Source organism: Glycomyces sambucus (genome assembly GCF_900102815.1).
GTDB lineage: Bacteria > Actinomycetota > Actinomycetes > Mycobacteriales > Micromonosporaceae > Glycomyces > Glycomyces sambucus.
Genome location: NZ_FNGF01000002.1, coordinates 56,158 through 74,065, shown reverse-complemented (window position 1 = coordinate 74,065; position 17,908 = coordinate 56,158). Strand labels below are relative to the sequence as shown.

Sequence of the window (17,908 nt, the reverse complement as noted above, 5' to 3'; positions counted from 1 at the left end):
ACGAAAGCCTTAAAAATGACTCGAGGACCTTCTTTTGCTACCGCTTTTTCTTTCTACAGACTATTTGTCCACACCATACACTAACTTTAAGTATCACCGAGACCTCTCAATTGTAATGCCCGGACGCCTTAGCGGTCAAGGCGTCCGGGTCCTCGAATGGAGGAATCAGCTGTTCAGCCGATGTCGAATCGGACCAACAGGTATGCGCGCCTGACGTCTTCGGCGAGCAGTCCGGTGTAGTCGGCCGCGACCGCCCGCTTGAGCTTGAGCCGCCACTCCCCCAGCATCGCCGGGGCCGGCACGGGCGCGACCGCCGAGTGCGGGGCGCCTCCGAACGCCGGGTCGTTCGCGCCCGGCACCTCCGAGGCCGACGCCTGGCCGGGCAGGCGCCACTCGACGGTGAACGCGTCGGTGTGGGCGGTGTCGATCACGAGGTCGGCGGCGGCGACCTTCACCGGGGCGGAGGCGGCCCGGACCCGGGCCCAGAACGGCAGGTGCTCCAGGCCGAGCGCGAACACCAGCTCCTGGTCGTCCTCGGCCTCGGGGAACAGCATCCGGTGCCAGGCGGTGCCGAACTGCTCGTCCAGCGCGAACAGGGCCGCGCCGGAGGACGGCAGGACCTCGTCGAGGTTGGCGACCGCGAGGTCGGTCAGGCCCGGCCCGCCCGCGCGGGCGGTGTAGTCGAGGTGGAGCACCACGTCGGTGATCGAGGCGAAGTCGAACTGGTTGTGGGCCTTGGGGAGCGAGATCGTCCAGTCGCTGGCCGCGCCGGCGCCCTCGAAGGGCAGAAAGCGGTCGTCCTCGAAGCGCAGCTCGAACATGCCGCGGTCGTTGACGGCGTGGCTGGTCGCGATCGCCTGCGTCGGCACGGGACTGGTCCAGAACCGCGGGTCGCCGCCGGCGAGCGGGTCGCCGTAGCCGCCCGCGACCGCGTCGGTGAGCCGGACCCCGTTGCCGGTCACCGTGAGCGTGCAGTTGATCGACGTGTAGGGGCCGACGACGCACGGGACGGAGACCGCGACGGACTTGAGGCGGCGCCGGTAGTGGCCGGGGTAGTCGAGGTCGAAGAGCCACTCGGGGAGCCGGACCGCGGCCTGCCCGGTCGTCTTGAGCGCCAGGAGGGCGAGCGGGTCGACCTGGGCGAGGGACACGTGCTTGGTCAGCTCCAGGTCGCGCTTACGCTTCTCCATGTAGGAGGACTCCATGCGGCGCAGGTCGTTCGTGAGCCGCTCGGGGGCGAGCAGGCCCTTGCGCAGGGAGTCCCAGTAGCCGAACTGGATGAACGAGGCGTCCGGTTCGGCCAGCTCGAACTGGTAGGACTGCTGCGCGAGCATGGCGGTGTCGAATGCGATCTGGTACGCCTGGAAGTACACCGTGGACACCTTGCCGAGCATCCACTCGTAGAGCTGCTTGCTGGTGTACTTGTCGCGCAGGTAGTCCTCGATCGCCTCGGCGTCGGCGGTGGCCTGGAGGTGGTTGGCGGTCTCGGCGGCGGTGATCTGCTCGCGGAGCTGGGCCACTGCGATCTGGGCCTCCAGCTGGGCGAGGTCGTTCGCGGCGAGGTCCCGGTTGAACCGGTGGTCGTCGAACTGGCGGGTGTAGCGGCCCTGCGACTCGGCCATGCCCGCTCCGGTGTGGAGCATCCCGGCGAAGCCGTTGACCATCGAGGCGAGGTTCCCCAGGTACCCGGAGATGTTGGAGCCGCCGATGGACATGCTCACCGTCGGGGAGCCGCCGAAGCCGGCGATGCCGATGGAGAAGTCGGGGATGAGGTTCGCGATCCCGGCGACGCCGGACATGATGGCGCTGGTCTGGTTCCGGGAGAGCCCGAGGTTCTGCATCGTGACGGCGGACAGTTCGAAGGCGTTCATGCGGACCACGCTGCCGTGGTAGGCGATCCGCGTGTTCATCGCCTCGCGGCCGGCCTCCAGCGCGGCGCGGGACGCGGCGGCCTCGTCCTCCTGGAGCTCGCGCACCGTCTGGATCGCGCGGTTGAGCGCGGCCTCCTGGCTCGCGCGCAGGAGCACCAGCTCCTCGGCGTCGCGGGTCTCCAGGATGCGCAGCAACTTCTCCCCCAGGGCCCGCAGCTCGGCGAGGAGCTGCGCGCAGCGGGCCGCGAGCACCGGGAACCGGTAGCGGGTGTCGGTGGCGGTGAACAGGCCCAGGATGCTGGAGAGGTCGGCGCCCGCGGCGGCGGCCTTGACGAGCATCCCCGGGTCGAGGGGCGGCTCGAACAGCGGGAGCTGGCGGAACACGCCCTCGATGTTGAGGCCGTGGCGGACCTTGAAGAGGCGGTCGGCGACGGTGTCCCAGTAGCCGGTGAGCTTGTCGTTCACCGGGATCCCGAAGTACTTGACCTCCAGGTGCGGGAGCGGTTCGCCCCCGCCGAGCTCCGCGGGCTCGGCGGTGAGGTCGAGCGGCGGCGCGAAGCCCTCCAGGATCGCGGCCACGTCCTGGTTCCCGAAGGGGTCCAGGGCGCTCTCGGCCGTGAGCTGCGCGTAGGACTTGTCGGCGCGCTCGGGCGCGGGGACCTTCTCGGGGCGCCGGCCCAGGATCTCCGAGGCGAGCGTGTAGAGGAGGACGGCCTGGTTGATCGACTCCAGGGTGTCGCGGCGGAACTCCTGGTCGGCCCAGCCGATGAGGTTGTCGAGGTACTTCATGACGATCGCCTTCTGGTAGGCGACCGGGCGGTGGCGGGCGATCGTGTGCGGGGAGAACGGGTGGTTCTTCCACGCCCGCAGCTCCTCCAGGTGGTCGCCGATGTCGCCGAGGATCGACTCGATGCGCTGCTGGCGGTAGTCCTCGGCGGTGTGGTCGAAGAACGGCTTGGTCACCCAGTACCGCTGGGGCGCCTCGGGGCCGTCGGTGCTCGTGGGGTCGAAGATCCGGTGGTACCAGCGCATCGCCTCCTCGAAGCGGTGCTCGGCGGTGAGCTTGGCGGCGATGAGCATGGGCGCGTGGAAGAACAGCTCCCAGTTGTACGCCGCGTACGCGCCGCCCCGGGTGAAGTCGACGCCGCCCTGGGCGGTCGGGTCGATGACGTTGCCGAACATGGGGCCGTACGAGAACTGGGTCTCGGCGTTCGGCGCGATGCTCTGCTGCGCGCGCGTCACCAGCCCCTCGACGCCCTTGGTGTCGAGGGCGGCGAGGAACGCGGAGGCGTGCGGGTGCCAGAACGGGAACCAGCGGTGAGCGAGGGTGGTCACGGGGACGGAGATCCAGTGCCCGACCCCGCCGCCGGTGTAGTGGAACGCGGTCGTGGTGGTGACCTGGGTGCGCTTGAGCCAGTAGGCGCGCTCGCGGTCCTGGTAGATCACCGGTGAGGTGGCGTTCTCGTTGTACTGGCGGTGGCCCGGGGACATGACGAGCTCGGCGGGGGTGCGGGCGGCGCTGAGGAGCTTCCTGGTGTCCTCGAAGCCGATCATGAGGTCCACCGCGGACCCGACCGCGCCGAGGCGGCCGTTGGCGAAGCGCATCGTGGCGGGCTTGCGGAGCTTCGGGCCGCGCTCGGCGGACGCGAGCGCCTTGATGCCGCGGCCCTTCTCGCCGAAGTTGGTCTGCACGTGCCACAGGGAGTCGGCGGTGAACAGCGTCCCGTCGGAGCGGCGGGTGTAGTTGCCGTACATGGGCTTCATCTTCAGGTCGACGACCGCGCCGGTGAACACGAACGAGGAGGAGTGCCACGGCCAGTGCAGGACCGAGTAGTGGCGCTTGGTCATCCGCTCGTGGGAGTCGGTGAACTCGTCGTAGAAGCGGGCGTCGTTGAACTCCGGGGAGGAGGAGATGTAGACGTCGAGCCACAGCTGGTTCGCGCGGTGGCGGGGCTTGAGGGTGTAGGAGGAGCGGGGGCGCTGCCAGGGGTGGATGAGCTTCTCGCCGCTGGTGCGGCGCGAGGTCCACCCGTCGGGGGTGCGCTCGGCCCAGCACAGCTCGATCTCCAGGGTGCGGGCCGGGTCGGCGGTCTGGCTCGGGGAGCCGGAGGGCTCGGCGGGGGGCTGGCGCTTGGGCTGCTGGGTCTTCTCCTCGAACTGGAGCCAGAACAGGTGGAGCCGGCCGCGGTAGACGGCGGGGACGACCTGGTCGGCGGGGATGTCGGCGTCGATGCGCTCCCAGCCGGTCCACTCGCCGTAGGCGACGTCGAAGCTGCGGTAGTAGCAGTGGCTCGGCTGGGAGGCGGACCTGGCGACGACGTGGACGCGGTCGGCGCCGGGGTGCTGCTCGTGGGTGATGCCGAGGGTCTGCATGTGGGAGACCTCGACGAGTTTGCGGAGGTAGTCGCGGTAGCCCTCCTCGGCGTTGGCGTCGGTCAGCTCCCCTTGGGAGAGGCGGTCTTCGAGCTCGACGAAGAACGGGGTCTTGTCGTCGCGCAGTTCGGCCTCGATCCAGTTCTCGGGGTAGAGGAAGACCTTCCGGTTGGCCTCCCAGAGGCGGTAGCCGCTCATCCACTCCCACTGGCTCCACGAGTCGAGGGAGGTGGTGTCGGCGGTCTGGGCGGCGGTGATGCGCACGAGGGGCAGTTCGAGGTTGAGCAGGCACCGCTGGGCGAACATCTGGACGGCGCTGATGGCCTGCTTGAGGCGGGAGGTGAGCTGGACGGAGGTCATCTCGGTGTCGAGGAGGAACCAGCGCTGGAGGTCGGTGCTGTCCTTCCAGTGGCGGGGGTTCTCCCATTCGCGGCCCTCGGCGGTGATCGTGGGCGCGGTGGTGCGCAGGGAGTGCTCGACGAGGTAGGCGGTGAGGGCGTCGCGGCGGGCCTCGCGGAGGGGGTCCTGGAGTTCGGGCATGAGGGCGAGCCAGGCGCCGGTGTCGTACTTGGACTTCATGGTCTGGCGCAGGTGCTCGGCGGCCAGGCGCTGGGCGCCGCCGGCGTCGTCGTCGCGGTCGACCCACTGGAGGGCCTCGGCGGCGGGGACGCCGAGGCGGCGGAGGGCGTCGAGGGCGGTGCGGGCCCGGGTCAGGGCGTCCACATCGGAGTAATATGTGACATTCCCCGAGTCGAGGACCTCCAGGTCGGCGGTGCTCCAGCCGGTCAGGGCCGCGACGTCGGCGCGGACGTCGGCGACCGGGTCGCCCGCCGCCGCGGCGTCGAACACCTCGGGCCAGCCGGTCTCCTCGGGCTTGGGGTAGCGCCGGCGCAGCACGAGCCAGGCGGCGAGCGCACGCCACTCCCCCATCGAGGCGGCCGGGTCGGCCGCGGCGACCGGGAGCGAGCCGGGGTGGAGCCAGCCCGAGGCGGCGGCGCGGTCCATGAGCCACGGCAGGTCGGCGGCGTCGATGTGCATGAGGCGCACCAGGTACGCGGCCTTGTGGAGGAGGCGCCAGGCGGAGTACAGCTCGCCGAAGTGGTCCTCGGTGAGCGGGTGGGTGTAGGTGCCGTCCTCGTTCTGGACCGTGAAGTCGGGGTGCTCGAAGACCTCGCGGAGCGCCCCGGCGGGGCGCAGAAGGTCGAGGAGGGTGACCGCCTGCTCGTCGGGGAGGGAGAAGGTGGCGGCGACGGTGGCGGCGATCTGGCCGTCGACCTCGTCGGCGGGCGTGGTGCGCAGGCCCTCGCGGAGCGCGTCGAGCTGCTCGGTGATGGCCTCGGTGCGCTGCCCGAAAGGGGCGTCGGGGCGGTCGTTGAGGAGCCAGTCGAGTTCGGCCACGGCGAGCCCGGCGGCCGCGACCTCGCCGTGGCGGTCGGTGAACGCGGTGGTCGCGAACGGGTCGGCGAACGGGTCGGGGACCTCGGCGGCGGCGAGGTCGACCAGGGCGAGGAGTTCGGCGACGGGCAGCCGCAGGGCGTTCGCGAGGGTCGCGTACCGCAGCGGCCTGGTGAGGTCGGCGAGGGTGAGGTTCGGTCCGGTGCGGGCCAGGAGCAGGTCGAGGTCGGCCTCGCCGACCTGCCAGGCGGCGGCGAGCGCGGGCCGGTGGTCGTCCATGGGCTCGGTGCCGGGCAGGGGCAGGGCGAAGGCGGGGTCGAGCGGGTCGAGGAGGTTGGGGTTGAGGAACAGGTCGGCGTAGGGCGAGCGGGCGCCGTCGGGTCCGGGCTCGGTGCCCAGGGGGCCGTAGAGGAGGAGGGCCGGTTCGAAGGCGAGGCGCAGGCGCTTGGCGAGTTCGGCGAACGCGGCGAGGCGGCGCAGGGCCTGGGCGTCGAGGGCGCCGCCGCCGAGGCCGGGGGCGCGCAGGAGCCGGTCGAGCTGGGCGGGGGTCCAGGAGGTGTGGCGCCACAGGCGGATGAAGCGGTGGAGGCGGTCGTAGGTGTCGGGGTCGAGGCCGGTGAGGGACTGCTCTTCGAGGAGGCAGGTGCCGTCGGGGCGCTGGAGGTCGACGTGGCCGGCGCCGTGGATCCAGGCGGTGTCGAGGAGGTCGAGGAGTTCGGTGTAGGTGAGGCCGGCGTGGTGGAGGAAGGGGAGGACGCCGGACTCGGTGTCGGTGGTGTCGGTGCCCCAGATGTCGTCCTGCACGGCCTGGCCGGGGGCGGGGACGGTGACGAGCTGGACGTCGAGTGTGGACAGTCCGAAGTACTCGCCGGCGGCGGAGGTGTGCGCGGGGGCGGTGGCGGGGCCGAGGAGGCGCATGAGCTCGTGGCGGGGGACGCCGAGGTGGGCGAGGATGACGCGGGCCTCCTCCTGCCAGGCGTTGAAGGCGCCGCGGACGGGGAAGCGGGCGGCCTTGACGGTCTCGTAGGCGGGGGCGTGCAGGTGTTCGGGGACGGCGCGGAGCTCGGCGGCGGTGCGGGTGGTCTGGGGCTGCGCGGCGGGCGGTCCGGCCGCGGGGACGGCGCGTTCGAGCAGTTCGTTGACGAGGTCGATGTAGGGCAGGGCGGTGTCGGTGTTGGCGCAGTTGAGGAGCAGGTCGTCGATGTCGGGGCGGCGGGCCTGGAGGACGGAGAGGATCGTGGCGGTGCCGGTGGTCTTGGCGGGGCGCGTGGAGAGGAAGCGGAGGAGGTCGGCGAGGTAGGCGGCGGGGCCGTACACGGATTCGCAGTGGCCGCATTCGCAGTAGTCGAGCCCGCCGAAGAGGAGGGCGAGGTCGGGGACGTCGCCGAGGACGCCGGTGGCGTCGGCGAGGGTGACGGTCTGGCCGGAGAAGACGTGGAACTGGCCGGGGGCGAGGTCGGCCCGGTAGGTGGCGACCTGGGAGAGGACGTGGGCGTAGGCGATCTGGGCGTTGGCGTGGACGTTCGCGGCGTCGCGGTCGGTGACGCCCTCGTGGGCGGTGAGGCGGGCGGCGAGTTCGGCGCGGTCGAGGGCGGCGATCTGGCCGGCGGAGTGGAGGTGCTCGGCGAGGAGGGCGGCGCCCGCTTTGTGGTTGGGGGCGAGGCGGACGGCGCGCTGCTGGACGCGGAGTTCGCCGCGGAGGTCGGCGTCGAGGTCGAGGTCGTGCTCGCGGACGTAGGCGTCGAGGCCGGTGGCCTTGAGTTCGAGGTCGGGGTGGTCGTCGATGAAGGCGGCGGCCTGGTCGACGAGGGTGAGTCCGTGGCCGTCGGTGCGGGCGAGTTCGGCGATGAGGGCGGTGGTCGGGTAGTGCTCGGCGGCGGTGGCCTCCAGGGTGCGGGCGTAGTGGGCGGCCCGGCCCGCGGGGTCGTCGCCGGGGGTGTCGTCGGGGTAGCCGGTGGCGGCGACGACGGCGTCCCATTCGGCGGTGGAGAGGCGGGCGAGGTGGCGGGGCCCGGCGAGGTCGGGGGCGTCGGCGAGGGCCTTGAGGTGGGCGGCGGCGGGGGCGTGGCCGCCCGCGATGGCGGCGGTCTCCATGGAGGCGGCGACGTCGGCGACGACGGCGTGGCCGCCGAGGTCGGCCGCGGCGCCGGTGAGGTCGGTCCAGAACGCCTCGCTGGTCTCGCCGTGCTGGAGGAGCATGGCGGCGACGGTGTCGTAGTGGCCGGCGTCGAGGTCGGAGGTGTCGAGGAGCTGCTTGAGGGAGGCGTCGCCGCCGAGGGGCGGGGCGGCGAGGACGGCGCCGACGGAGCGCGTGGTGAGGGCGCCGAGGACGGCCTCCTCGTCGCGGACGAGGGCGATGGGGACGAGGTTGCCGTCGGCGGCGCGGGCGAACGCCTCGGCCTGCTTCTCGGGGCCGAGGAGGAGGATGCCGCGGGCGGTGTCGGCGGTGAGGGCGTCGATGCGGGTCCACTCGTCGGTGGCGGCGAGGAGCTCCTCGGGGAGGGTGCCGGGGAGGCCCTGGGCGATGAATCCGAAGTAGAGAGCGGCGCCGAGGGCGGGGTCGCCGACGTGCTTGGCGGCGCGCACGGACAGGACCAGGCGCATGACCTCGTACTGGGTGAGCCCGGCTTCGAGGGCGGCGACGGTGACGTCGTTGCGCTCGCCGTCCTCGACGAGGTCGGTGACGCCCATGCCGCCGAGCACGGCGTCCAGGGCGGCGCGCTGGGTCTCGTAGAGGGAGGAGCCGCGGTAGGGGCGGTCGCCGATGGTCTGGTTGGTCCACTGGATCGGCGTGGGGTTGAACAGGATGCGCGAGCCGAGGGGCGCGCTGTCGGGGCCGGTGAAGGTGACGACGAGGTGGAGGGGCTTGACGACCTCCTTCGTCTGGGGGTCGCGCGGCGGGTCGTACGGGAGGTCGTAGAACCCGGACTCGCTCGTGACGCGGGTGCCGACCGGCTCGCCCTCCCCGGCGAGGGAGCGGAACGCGAGCCGGACCTTGGCGCCCTTGACGGGCCGCCACAGCGCGTCGCGCACGGACCCGCGGAGCCGGTAGCGGGCGGTGGGCTGCTTGTCGGCGGGGAGCGCGGCGAGGATGTCGAGGTTGAGGGCCTTGAGGGTGGGGCCGTCGAGCTGGCCGGTGGCGGGCAGGTGCTTGGCGGCCTGGAACGCGAGGACGGCCTTGCGGGTGGCCTTGCCGTAGCGGGCCTCGCCGTGCTCGGACATGGGCACGGGGTAGCCGAAGTGGGCGAGGGCCTTCTGGGCGGTGGCGACGTGGCCGCCGCGCATGTTCAGCTTCGACTGGCGCTTGAGGGTGGCGAGGCCGAGCGCGGACTTGACCTTGAGGGTCTTGACGGGCGCGGGCCGGGAGTTGGCGACGGCGTCGAGCTTGTCCATGGTGGCGAGGTCGAAGCGGCCGGACGCGGGGAGGCGGTACTTGGCCTGGAAGGCGCGCAGGGCGGCCTGGGTGCCGGGGCCGGCCTGGCGGGAGGCGAGCTCGTCGGCGCCGACGGCGACGTCGAGCTTCGCGATCGCCAGCGCGCGCACGAGGGTCCGCTGGGCCTTGCCGAACTGGGTGCGGGAGCCGAGGCGGGCCTGGAGGGCTTCGGCGCGGAGGCGTTCGACGAGGGCCTCGTCGAGCCACCAGGAGACGCCGCGGGACTTGGTGCGGGCGCGGAACTGCTGGATCGCGGCGGCGGTGGTGGAGCCGACCTTGCGGTCGGCGATCTCGGCGGGGTCGATGCGGTGGCCGAGGGCGGTGAGGAGGCCCTGGATCTTCGCGGCCCGGTAGGGGGCGTCGGTGAAGTAGCGGTGCTCGAGTTCGCGCTTGATCTGCCCGGCGGTCTCGGGGGTGACGACGCCGGAGCGGATGAGGCCGGCACCGGCCTGGAGGCGGCGCACGGCGTCCCTGGTGGAGGGTCCGAGGCGGACGTCGGCGAGCTCGTCGGCGTCGATGGGGTGGCGCAGGCGGGTGAGGGCGGCCTGGAGGGCGGCGACGTCGCCGCCGGCGGGCTCCTCGGTGAAGCCGGGGAGCTGGATGGCCATGGTGCGGTCGGGGTCGGCGCCGGGCGGGGCGGCGGCGGTCTCGACCGGCAGGGCGAGCTTGCGGATCGCGTCGGGGCTGAAGTGCCGCTTCGGCTGGGTCATGTCGGGTCCTCTCTGTGCTGCGGCGGTCCCGTGGATCTCGCAACTGGGGTGGGTGCGCGGTGGTCGGTGCGGTGGCGGCGCCGGGCCGGGGGTTCGGGTCAGTCGTCGGTGAACATCCGGTACAGGCCGTAGAGTCCGGCGGCGATCCCGGTGACGATGCCGATCCCGATGAGGACGGGCGAGCCGATGATGCAGCCGATGACGAGGGCGACGCCGCCGACGGCGGCGGCCGCGTTGAACGCGAACGAGGTCCAGTCGCCGCGCTGGTAGTCCTCGTAGGCGAGGTAGCCGGAGATGAGGGCCTGGGCGACGCCGCCGGCGACGCCGGCCGCCCCGCGGGCGATCCCGGCGGTCCGGGCGAGGTTCGCGGAGTGGAGGCCGCGCACGCCGAGCGCGGTGCGCGCGCCCACGTAGGTGGCCCCGGCGGCGAGTTCGACTCCGGCGGCGCCGTACGCGCCGTAGCGGACCGCGCGGTTCTCGATGGACGAGGCGCCCCAGATGGTGACGGCGGGCCCGGCGATCATGAGCGCGTTGCCGCCCCAGCGCAGGCCGGTACGCAGGCGGGTGCTGTTGCTCCAGTGGCCCATGTCGGCGGTGCGGGCGACCCCGCCGGAGGGGACGTCCTCGACGGCGCCGGCGGCGCGGGCGCGCCGGTCGGCGTGCATGGCGTTGGAGCCTTGGGAGCTGTTGATGCCGCGCGGCCAGTAGCGGTGGTCGGCGGGGCGCACGAACTCGCCGGGCTGGCGGACGATGTGCTGGAGTTCGACCAGGTGGTCGACGGGGTTGGCCGGTGAGCGCAGGCCGCCGTTGGCGGCGTCGAAGGCGTCCATCAGGCCCTCGTTGGCGGCGCGGATGTCGCTGGTGCGGGCCGAGCCGCGCCCGGTGTGGGCGGGGTCGGCCGAGCGCAGGCCGACGCCGCGGTCGCCTTGGATGCGCTGGCGGTAGGCGTTGATCTTGGCGTCGTCGAAGTTGTTGGGCACCTCCAGGGTCTCGCCGGGGGGTCCGGCGCGGAACGCCTCGCGTCCGGCCGCGCCGATGCCGGGCCCGGCCGGTGCGCCCGCGCCTTCCCCGGTCTCGCCGCCGTCGCCGGTCTCGGCGCCGGTCGCGGCTCCCGGGTCGGTGCCGGTGCCCGCGTCGCCTGACCCGGTGCCGTCCGCGCCCGCTCCGGCGTCGGGTCCGGGGCCCGCGTCGGTGCCGGTGCCGGCTTCGGCCGCGTCGCCGCCGTCGCCGGCGTGGACGGTGATCTCGGCGTCGTCGCTGGTCTCGCCGGGGTCGCGGTACGGCTCGTTGAAGAACCAGGCGCCGTCCTGCCAGGTCGGGAGGGTGTGGAGGTAGGGCAGGATCCGCTGGGCCTCGCGCAGGACGTCGGCGGGGTCGGCGTTCGGGTTGGACCAGATCTGCGGGTCGCCACCGGGCACGGGGATGCTGATCTTCCCGGGTTCGGCGGTGTCGGCCGGGGCGTCCTGGGTGCCCTTCGGGTCGATCCTGCCGACGGGGTCGTTCCCGCAGTAGGCGTACAGGTTCGGGCCCGCGGCGGTGCCGGCGGGGTCGGCGCCGGTCCAGCGGCCGAGCCACGGCGCGTACATGCGGGAGCCGTAGTCGTGGAGGCCGGTCTCCTCGTCGCGCTCCTTGCCCTGGAAGCGGTAGCGCTTGAGGCTGTGGTGCTCGCCGGGCCTGGCGGAGCGGTAGGCGGTGGTGCCGTAGGGGTGGTATTCCTCGTAGGAGACGACGGCGCCGTCCTCGCCGGTCTCCACTGTGGCCGAACCGACGTGGTTGCCGTACTGGTACCGGAAGACCGGTTCGCCCAGGGGTGCGCCGTCGGTGCCGGCGGTGTCGGTGACGAGGACGTCGGCGCGGGCGAAGCGCCCGGCGTCGTCGGTGAACTGGACCGTGCGCCGCTCCAGGCGCAGCACGCCGTTCATCCACTCCCGGTAGACCTCGACGGCGCCGAGGTAGCGCCGCTCGGTGCGCAGGCCGCCCTGGCGCTGGATCACCTTGCGGGCGCGCGCGCCGCCGCCGGTGTGGCAGTAGTAGGCGGTCCCGCCGCCGCCGAGGTCGGCCTCGCGGAGGCGGTCGTTCCAGTCCCACGCGAGCGCGGCCAGGTGCGGCGCGGTGGCGAGGTTCCCGTACGCGTCGTACGTGTACTGGTGGCTGTAGGGCCCTTCGGAGGCGTCGCCGGGGGCGCTGGTGGCGGTGAGCCGGTTGCGCCGGTCGGCGGGGTCGTCGTCGTGCGCGTACCGGTAGCGGCGGGTCCAGCCGCCGCCGTTCGCGATGTGACGCATGGACAGGAGGTTGCCGAGGTCGTCGTAGGCGTACTCCTGCTCGTAGCGGCGCACGGCGGCGGTGTCGTTGGGGTGGGGCAGCGGGGCGCCGACCGCGTCGGCGGGGCCGGTGGGCGCGTTCGCGTCGGTGCCGGCGTGCTCGCGGCCGGTGGCGCGCACGAGCTGGCCGAGGGCGTCGTGGCGGAAGCGCATCGCGGCGGGCACGAAGGCGCCCGCGAAGAACAGGGACTGCTGCGCGGTGTCGTCGGCCTCGACGAGCCGCCCGGCGGCCTCGTAGACGTAGTGGAGGTGCTGGACGGCGTCCGCGGCGCCGTCGGCGGCGGTGCGGATCTCGGTGACCTTGCGGCTCAGGGGATCGTAGGTGTAGGCGGTGGTGAGGCCGTTGCCGTAGCGGGCGGTGGCGCGGCGCCCGAGCGCGTCGTACTCCTGCCCGGCCATGAGGGTGCGCACCGGGCCGGTGCCGCCGATCTGCGCGTCGAGGCGGGCGAGGCAGTTGGCCTCGTCGTAGGCGGGGGTGACGACGGTGCCGTCGGCGAGGGTCGCGGTGGTGGCGCGGCCGAGGGCGTCGAACGCGCCGCCGGTCTCGACCTGGTCGGCGAGCGGTTCGAGCAGCGGCGCGGCGGCGGCCATGACGGCCGCGGGGTCCTCGATCCCGTCGAGCGCGGACCAGTCGGGCTCGGTCTCGGGGTCGGCGGTGAAGCGGCGCAGCACCCGCAGGGGGTTGCCGTGGCGGTCGTAGCGGTCGAAGACCACGGCCCCGGCGCCGTCGAAGACGATGTGCGTGCGGCCCACCAGGTTCCGTTCGGCGGCCTCGGGGTGGGCGTCGCCGTAGACGACGCGGCTGAGCACGGTCTCAGGCCGGTCGGGTTCGGTGAGGCGGGTGGTGACGGGCCGGTGGAGGCCGTCGTAGGCGACCCGGAGGATGCGGCCGTGCTCGTCCCAGGCACGCACGAGGCGGCCCACGGTGTCGGCGAGGTGCCAGCGGCGCCCGCGCTCGGCGGACTCCCCGGCGACGGCGCCGCCGGTGAGGTTGGCGACGGCCGCGCCCACGAGGCGCCCGCGGTGGTCGAACTCGCGGGTGAACCCGCCCGTGGCGTCGGCGGCGGCCCGGCTGGTGCGCAGGCCCGCGGGGCCGTTGTCGGCGACGGTGTAGACGGTCCGCCCGGACGGGTCGGAGTGGGTGGCCGCGGGCGTGCCGGCGTGCTGGGCGGCGATCCACGCGGCGCGCTGCTGCGGGTCGGCGGGTTCGGGCCCGGCCGGGTCGGGGCTGCCGCGCTCGGCGAACCACGCGGAGTCGAGGACGGTGTCGTCGGCGTCGTGGGACACCGTGGACCAGGGCGAGGTCTCGGTGCGCGTGAACGTGCCGTCGGGGCGGTCGGTGCGCACGACGCGCCCGAGCGGGTCGTAGCGCGGCACCGAGGTCACCCCGGTCTCGACCAGCGCGGCCTCGGACTCGAAGTCGGCGGTGGTCGAGAAGTACGGCTCGTACTGCTTGACGGGCAGGCCCTTGTTGTTGACCACGGTGCGGCCGTTCCCGACCCAGCGCGGGTCGGCGTGGACCTCGGTCGCGGTGCCGGTGCCGGGGTCGTACTGGAGCGCGGGCCCGGGGGCGACCCGGCCCTTGGTCATGACCGTCCCGCCCGCGCCGTCGAAGTAGGTGCGGACCTCCTGCCAGGGGGTGCCGGGGTCGGCGTGGCGCTCGCGGCGGCGGCTGCGCACGCTGATGGGCTTGCGCTCGTCGATCCACGAGAACAGGTCGTAGTCCATCGTGGTCGTGGGGTCCTCGATCGTGTCGGCGTCGGTGTCGCCGGGGCGGCCGAGGACCGCGGTGGCGACGGTGGCCCCGAGCGCGTCGAAGCGGGCTTCGGCGCGGTTGCCGGAGGCGTCGGTGACGAGGCGGGGCCGCAGGACCCGGTAGTCGGGTTCGACGCGGATCTCGCGCCCGGCGGCGTCGGTCGCGCGGACCACCATGAGGTCGCGGGGGTCGCGCTCGATTGTGGCGGTGACGCCCGCGGGGTCGGTGGAGCCGGTCGGGAGGTAGAAGCGGTCGGGGGCGTCGGGCGCGTACACCTCGGTCGGCCCGGTGGCCCACCAGCCCTCGTCGAAGTGCTCGTACCCGGCGGCGGTCAGCTCCGCGGCGGTGACGGTGCCGTCGTAGTGGGCGGCGACGAGGCCGTCGGTGAGGACGAGGCCGCGGCTGCGGTGGCCGATGCCGAGGCGGCCGTGGACGCCGTGCGGGAGCGGCCCGGCGAGGTCGTCGGAGCGGAAGAACGCCTGGGCGCGCGACAGCAGCCGCAGCGCGGGCCCGTCCGCGTCCACGGCGCCGTCGTCGCCGACCTGCTCGTACGGGACGTGCGCGGCGGCGGCGACGAGGGCGTCGACGTCGGCGGCGGTGAGGCGCCCGGCGGGGAGCCCGGCGAGTTCGAAGGAGCGGGCCTCGCAGACCTGGCGCAGGCGGCGGGCGTCCGGCTCGTCGATGTCGGCGGTGTAGTCGGCCTCGCTGTACCCGGCGCGGGTGCGGGCCTGGGCGTCACGGACCGCTTGCGGCAGTGCGGGGTCGGTGACCGCGCGGCGGTAGGCGATCGCGGCGGAGCGGACCGGCAGGCCGAGGTCGTCGAGTTCGAGGGCGAGGGAGTGCGAGACGCGGGGGTCGCCGGGGTTCCGGTCGTACGCGTACGTGACGGCCTCGGTGGGCAGGAGCTGGAAGACCGCGTGGCGGCGCGCGCCCTTGGGCTGGCGCAGGGCCACGTCGTAGCCGGACTCGCTGACCGAGTACGGGTCGGCGGCCTCGGGGGCGCCGTCGAGGCCGTACACCTCGGTGCGCAGCACGACGCCCTTGAGGGCGCGGCACGCCTCGCGGTACTCGTCGTCGCCGAGCCCCTGCGGCAGCAGCGGTTCGGGCAGCGGCGGCTCGGGGAGGACGGTGTTCTCCCAGTACTGGTCGCGGCGGGCGTGGAGCATCCGCCGGCCGGCCGCGGCGGCGGCCCCGGTGTGGAACCAGGTGCGGGTGAGGACCGGCGGCTGGTCGAGGCCGGTCCCGGCGCCGTCGTCCTCGGAGGCGCCGCCGGTCTCGTACGCCTCGGTGTCGAGGGCCTCGACGCGGCCGAAGCCGCGGAACTCGCGCTCGACCGGGTCGAAGTAGCCGTCGTGGTAGCTGGTGGTCGAGGTGAACGCGGTCTCGCGCACGTGGTCGGCCACGGTCACGCGGTGGGCGCACGAGACGGGGAACGGCAGGCGCGAGGGCCAGGGGCGCCCGGCCTGCTCGTCGGCCAGCGCGAAGTGCGTGGAGGGCAGGTACTCGACGGTGGTCTCGCCGCCGAAGCCGTTCTCGTACCCGGCGAGGAGGTGGGGGCGTCCGGCGGCGGCGAGGTCGATGTAGCGCATGGCGGCGGCGGTGCCGTGCGGCAGGCCGGTGGACCAGACGAGGCAGCCGGTGCCGGCGCCGCGGAGGTCGACGACGGCGGCCATGCGGCGGTTGTCGGCGGCGGGGGCGCCGGGGAGCTCGCGGGCGGGGGCCCAGGAGTCGCCGGAGCGGTTGGCGTAGATCCGGGCGGCGTCGGCGGCGAGGTAGACGAGGTCGGTGCGGCCGTTGCCGTCGGTGTCGCCGAGGAGGACGCGGCGGGGGTCGAAGCGGTCGGGGCTGTCGAACCAGGGGGCGTCGTCCATGGGGACGGCGGGCCCGAAGCGGCCGCGGCCGAGGTTGGGGCGGTAGGAGACGGCGCCGTTGGCGATGCGCACGAGGTCGGGGAGGCCGTCGCCGGTCATGTCGGCGAGCTGGACGGCGATGCGCTCGGAGGTCTCGACGAGGGAGGGCCGGAGGGGTTCGGGGCCGGGTTCGATCGGCTGGGGCGGGCCGAATCCGGCGAGGCCGAGCCCTTCGCACCAGGTGGCGCCGGCGGTGTCGGTGAGGACGAGGTCGGAGAGGCCGTCGCCGGTCATGTCGGCGACGCGGACGGCGGCGCCGAACGCGTCGATGGCGGGGCGCTGCGCGAAGGGCGCGGCGGCGCGCCAGCGGCCGTCCTCCTCGCGGACGGCGATGCCGGTGACGGGGCCGTCGAGGCGCACGAAGTCGGGCCTGCCGGAGCCGTCGGCGTCGAGGAGGAGGTCGGTGCCGACGTTGAGGCGGGCGGTCTCGGGGCGGGGGTCGACGTGCTGGGCGGTCGTGAAGCGCACGGGCCCTTCGGGTTCGAGCGGCGTGTGGTTGCGCAGGTAGTACCAGGCGCCGGCGCGGGAGGCGAGGACCCCGGCGACGCCGTCGCCGTCGAGGTCGACCCAGGTGTAGTCGACGAGGTCGAGGCCGGTGGGCAGGTGCTCGGCGCGGACGTCGCGCACCTCGGGGTCGAGGGCCGCGGGCGTGTACCGCATGGTGGTGGGCGGGGTGTGGGCGCGGTCGTAGCCGTCGCCGGAGCGGAGGTAGCCGGTGGAGTGGACGGCGGCGAGGAGGGAGTCCCCGGCGTGGGGGGCGGTGTCGTAGGTGAAGTCGACGGAGGCCACGAGCGTGGGGGTGTCGCCGAGTTCGGGGAGGTCGTGGAACATGAGGGCGCGTTCGCCGCGGCGGTGGCAGCGGACCTCGAACCCGGACCGGCAGGAGCCGTAGGGGTCGGGGCGGGCGGGCCAGGGCCGGTCGGGTTCGAGCGCGGGGGTCTCGGGGTCGTGGTCGCCGTAGTCGAGGACGAGGGTGAACAGCCACTGCTCGGGGCGGGGCGCCGGCGGCGCGTCGGGGTCGAGGACGGGGAGGTAGGGGACGGCGTTGCCGTAGCGGACGCGCTTGAGGTGCCTTGCGGCCGTGCGGGACTGCTCGGTGCGGCCGGATTCGGCGGCGGAGCGGGGGACGCCCGCGGAGTCCTCGGGGGCGTACTCGTAGGCGACGGCGTTGCCCTTGTCGTCGTGGCCGAAGCTCAGGAGCCAGGCGAAGATCCGGGCCGGGTCGGCGGGGTCGGCGATCCGGCTCTCGGGCCCCTCGCCGAACCAGGAGGTCTGGTTGTCGCTGGAGAGGGTGCGCCACTTGACGTCGGCGCGGTCGGCGACGGCGCTCCAGCGCTCGATGCGGGTGAGCCCGTCGTCGATGCGCGGCCGGTAGCGCTGGACGGAGTACGCGGTCCCGGCGACGGTGCGCACCGCGGCGGGCGCGGCGTCGGGGACGAGGTCCTCGGCGCCGGCGGCGAGGAACACGTCGGAGTCCTCGGCGTCGCGGTAGCGGGGCGTGCCGCGGTCGGTGCGGCGGCTGATGCGCGGGACGGGGAGGTCCCAGCCGTAACCGAACAGGCCGGGCCCCGCGGAGGAGTCGTAGGCGACCGCGAGCGCGGGGGCGCCGCGGCCGGAGCTGAAGGGCAGCGGGAACGACAGCGAGGCCGATCCGGTGACGGGGTTGGTCTGGAACGTCTCGCCGAGGCGCCCGGGCGGGTTGCCGACGGCGGGCAGGGTCGGGGCCGCGTCGGGGGCGCCGCCGGGGGGAGCGGGCGCGCCCGGCCGCTGCATCGGGTGCTCGGCTGCTCCGCGGTATGCGTCCACGATCGCGGCCCCTTCGCGGGAGAAAGGCGGTTCCGGGCGTCGAGGGGCGCCCATTCACGGAGCGTAATGCGGCGGCGCCGCCCGCACAATTGACCGCGCGTACCGTTTCGGGGGCTGCCGGAGTACTCGCGCATTGGTACAATCCGTCGCTGTTTCCAGTGGTACCAAGGGAAATGAAGTGACACCGAATGGTTGACCAATGTGGACGATCGCGACCGTTCCGGCGACTGTGGAGATAAGGCGAACCGCGTCGCTCAAGCCGACTGTACCGCTCGCGCGCCCCACGCGTGGTCCTCGTCTCCCCGGAGCGCGGACCATCTGACATGCGCGATC

General features: G+C 73.9%; 2 protein-coding genes. Both read right to left on the bottom strand.

The genetic code is table 11. The annotated features are described in order from the left end of the window. Positions 1-173: 173 nt before the first annotated feature. On the bottom strand, positions 174-9,782 hold the full coding sequence (locus BLS99_RS05505; protein WP_091045097.1) for a Tc toxin subunit A-related protein: 9,609 nt from the start codon (positions 9,780-9,782) through the stop codon (positions 174-176). Between the two features lie 98 nt (positions 9,783-9,880). Next, positions 9,881-17,575 carry a SpvB/TcaC N-terminal domain-containing protein gene (locus BLS99_RS05500; protein WP_176953215.1) on the bottom strand — a complete coding sequence of 2,565 codons (7,695 nt, stop codon included), beginning with the start codon at positions 17,573-17,575 and terminating at the stop codon, positions 9,881-9,883. Positions 17,576-17,908 lie beyond the last annotated feature (333 nt).

What these genes read in the sequence shown, in the direction of transcription:
- BLS99_RS05505 (WP_091045097.1), bottom strand. Translation starts at nt 9,782, where the DNA reads ATGACCCAGCCGAAGCGGCACTTCAGCCCCGACGCGATCCGCAAGCTC.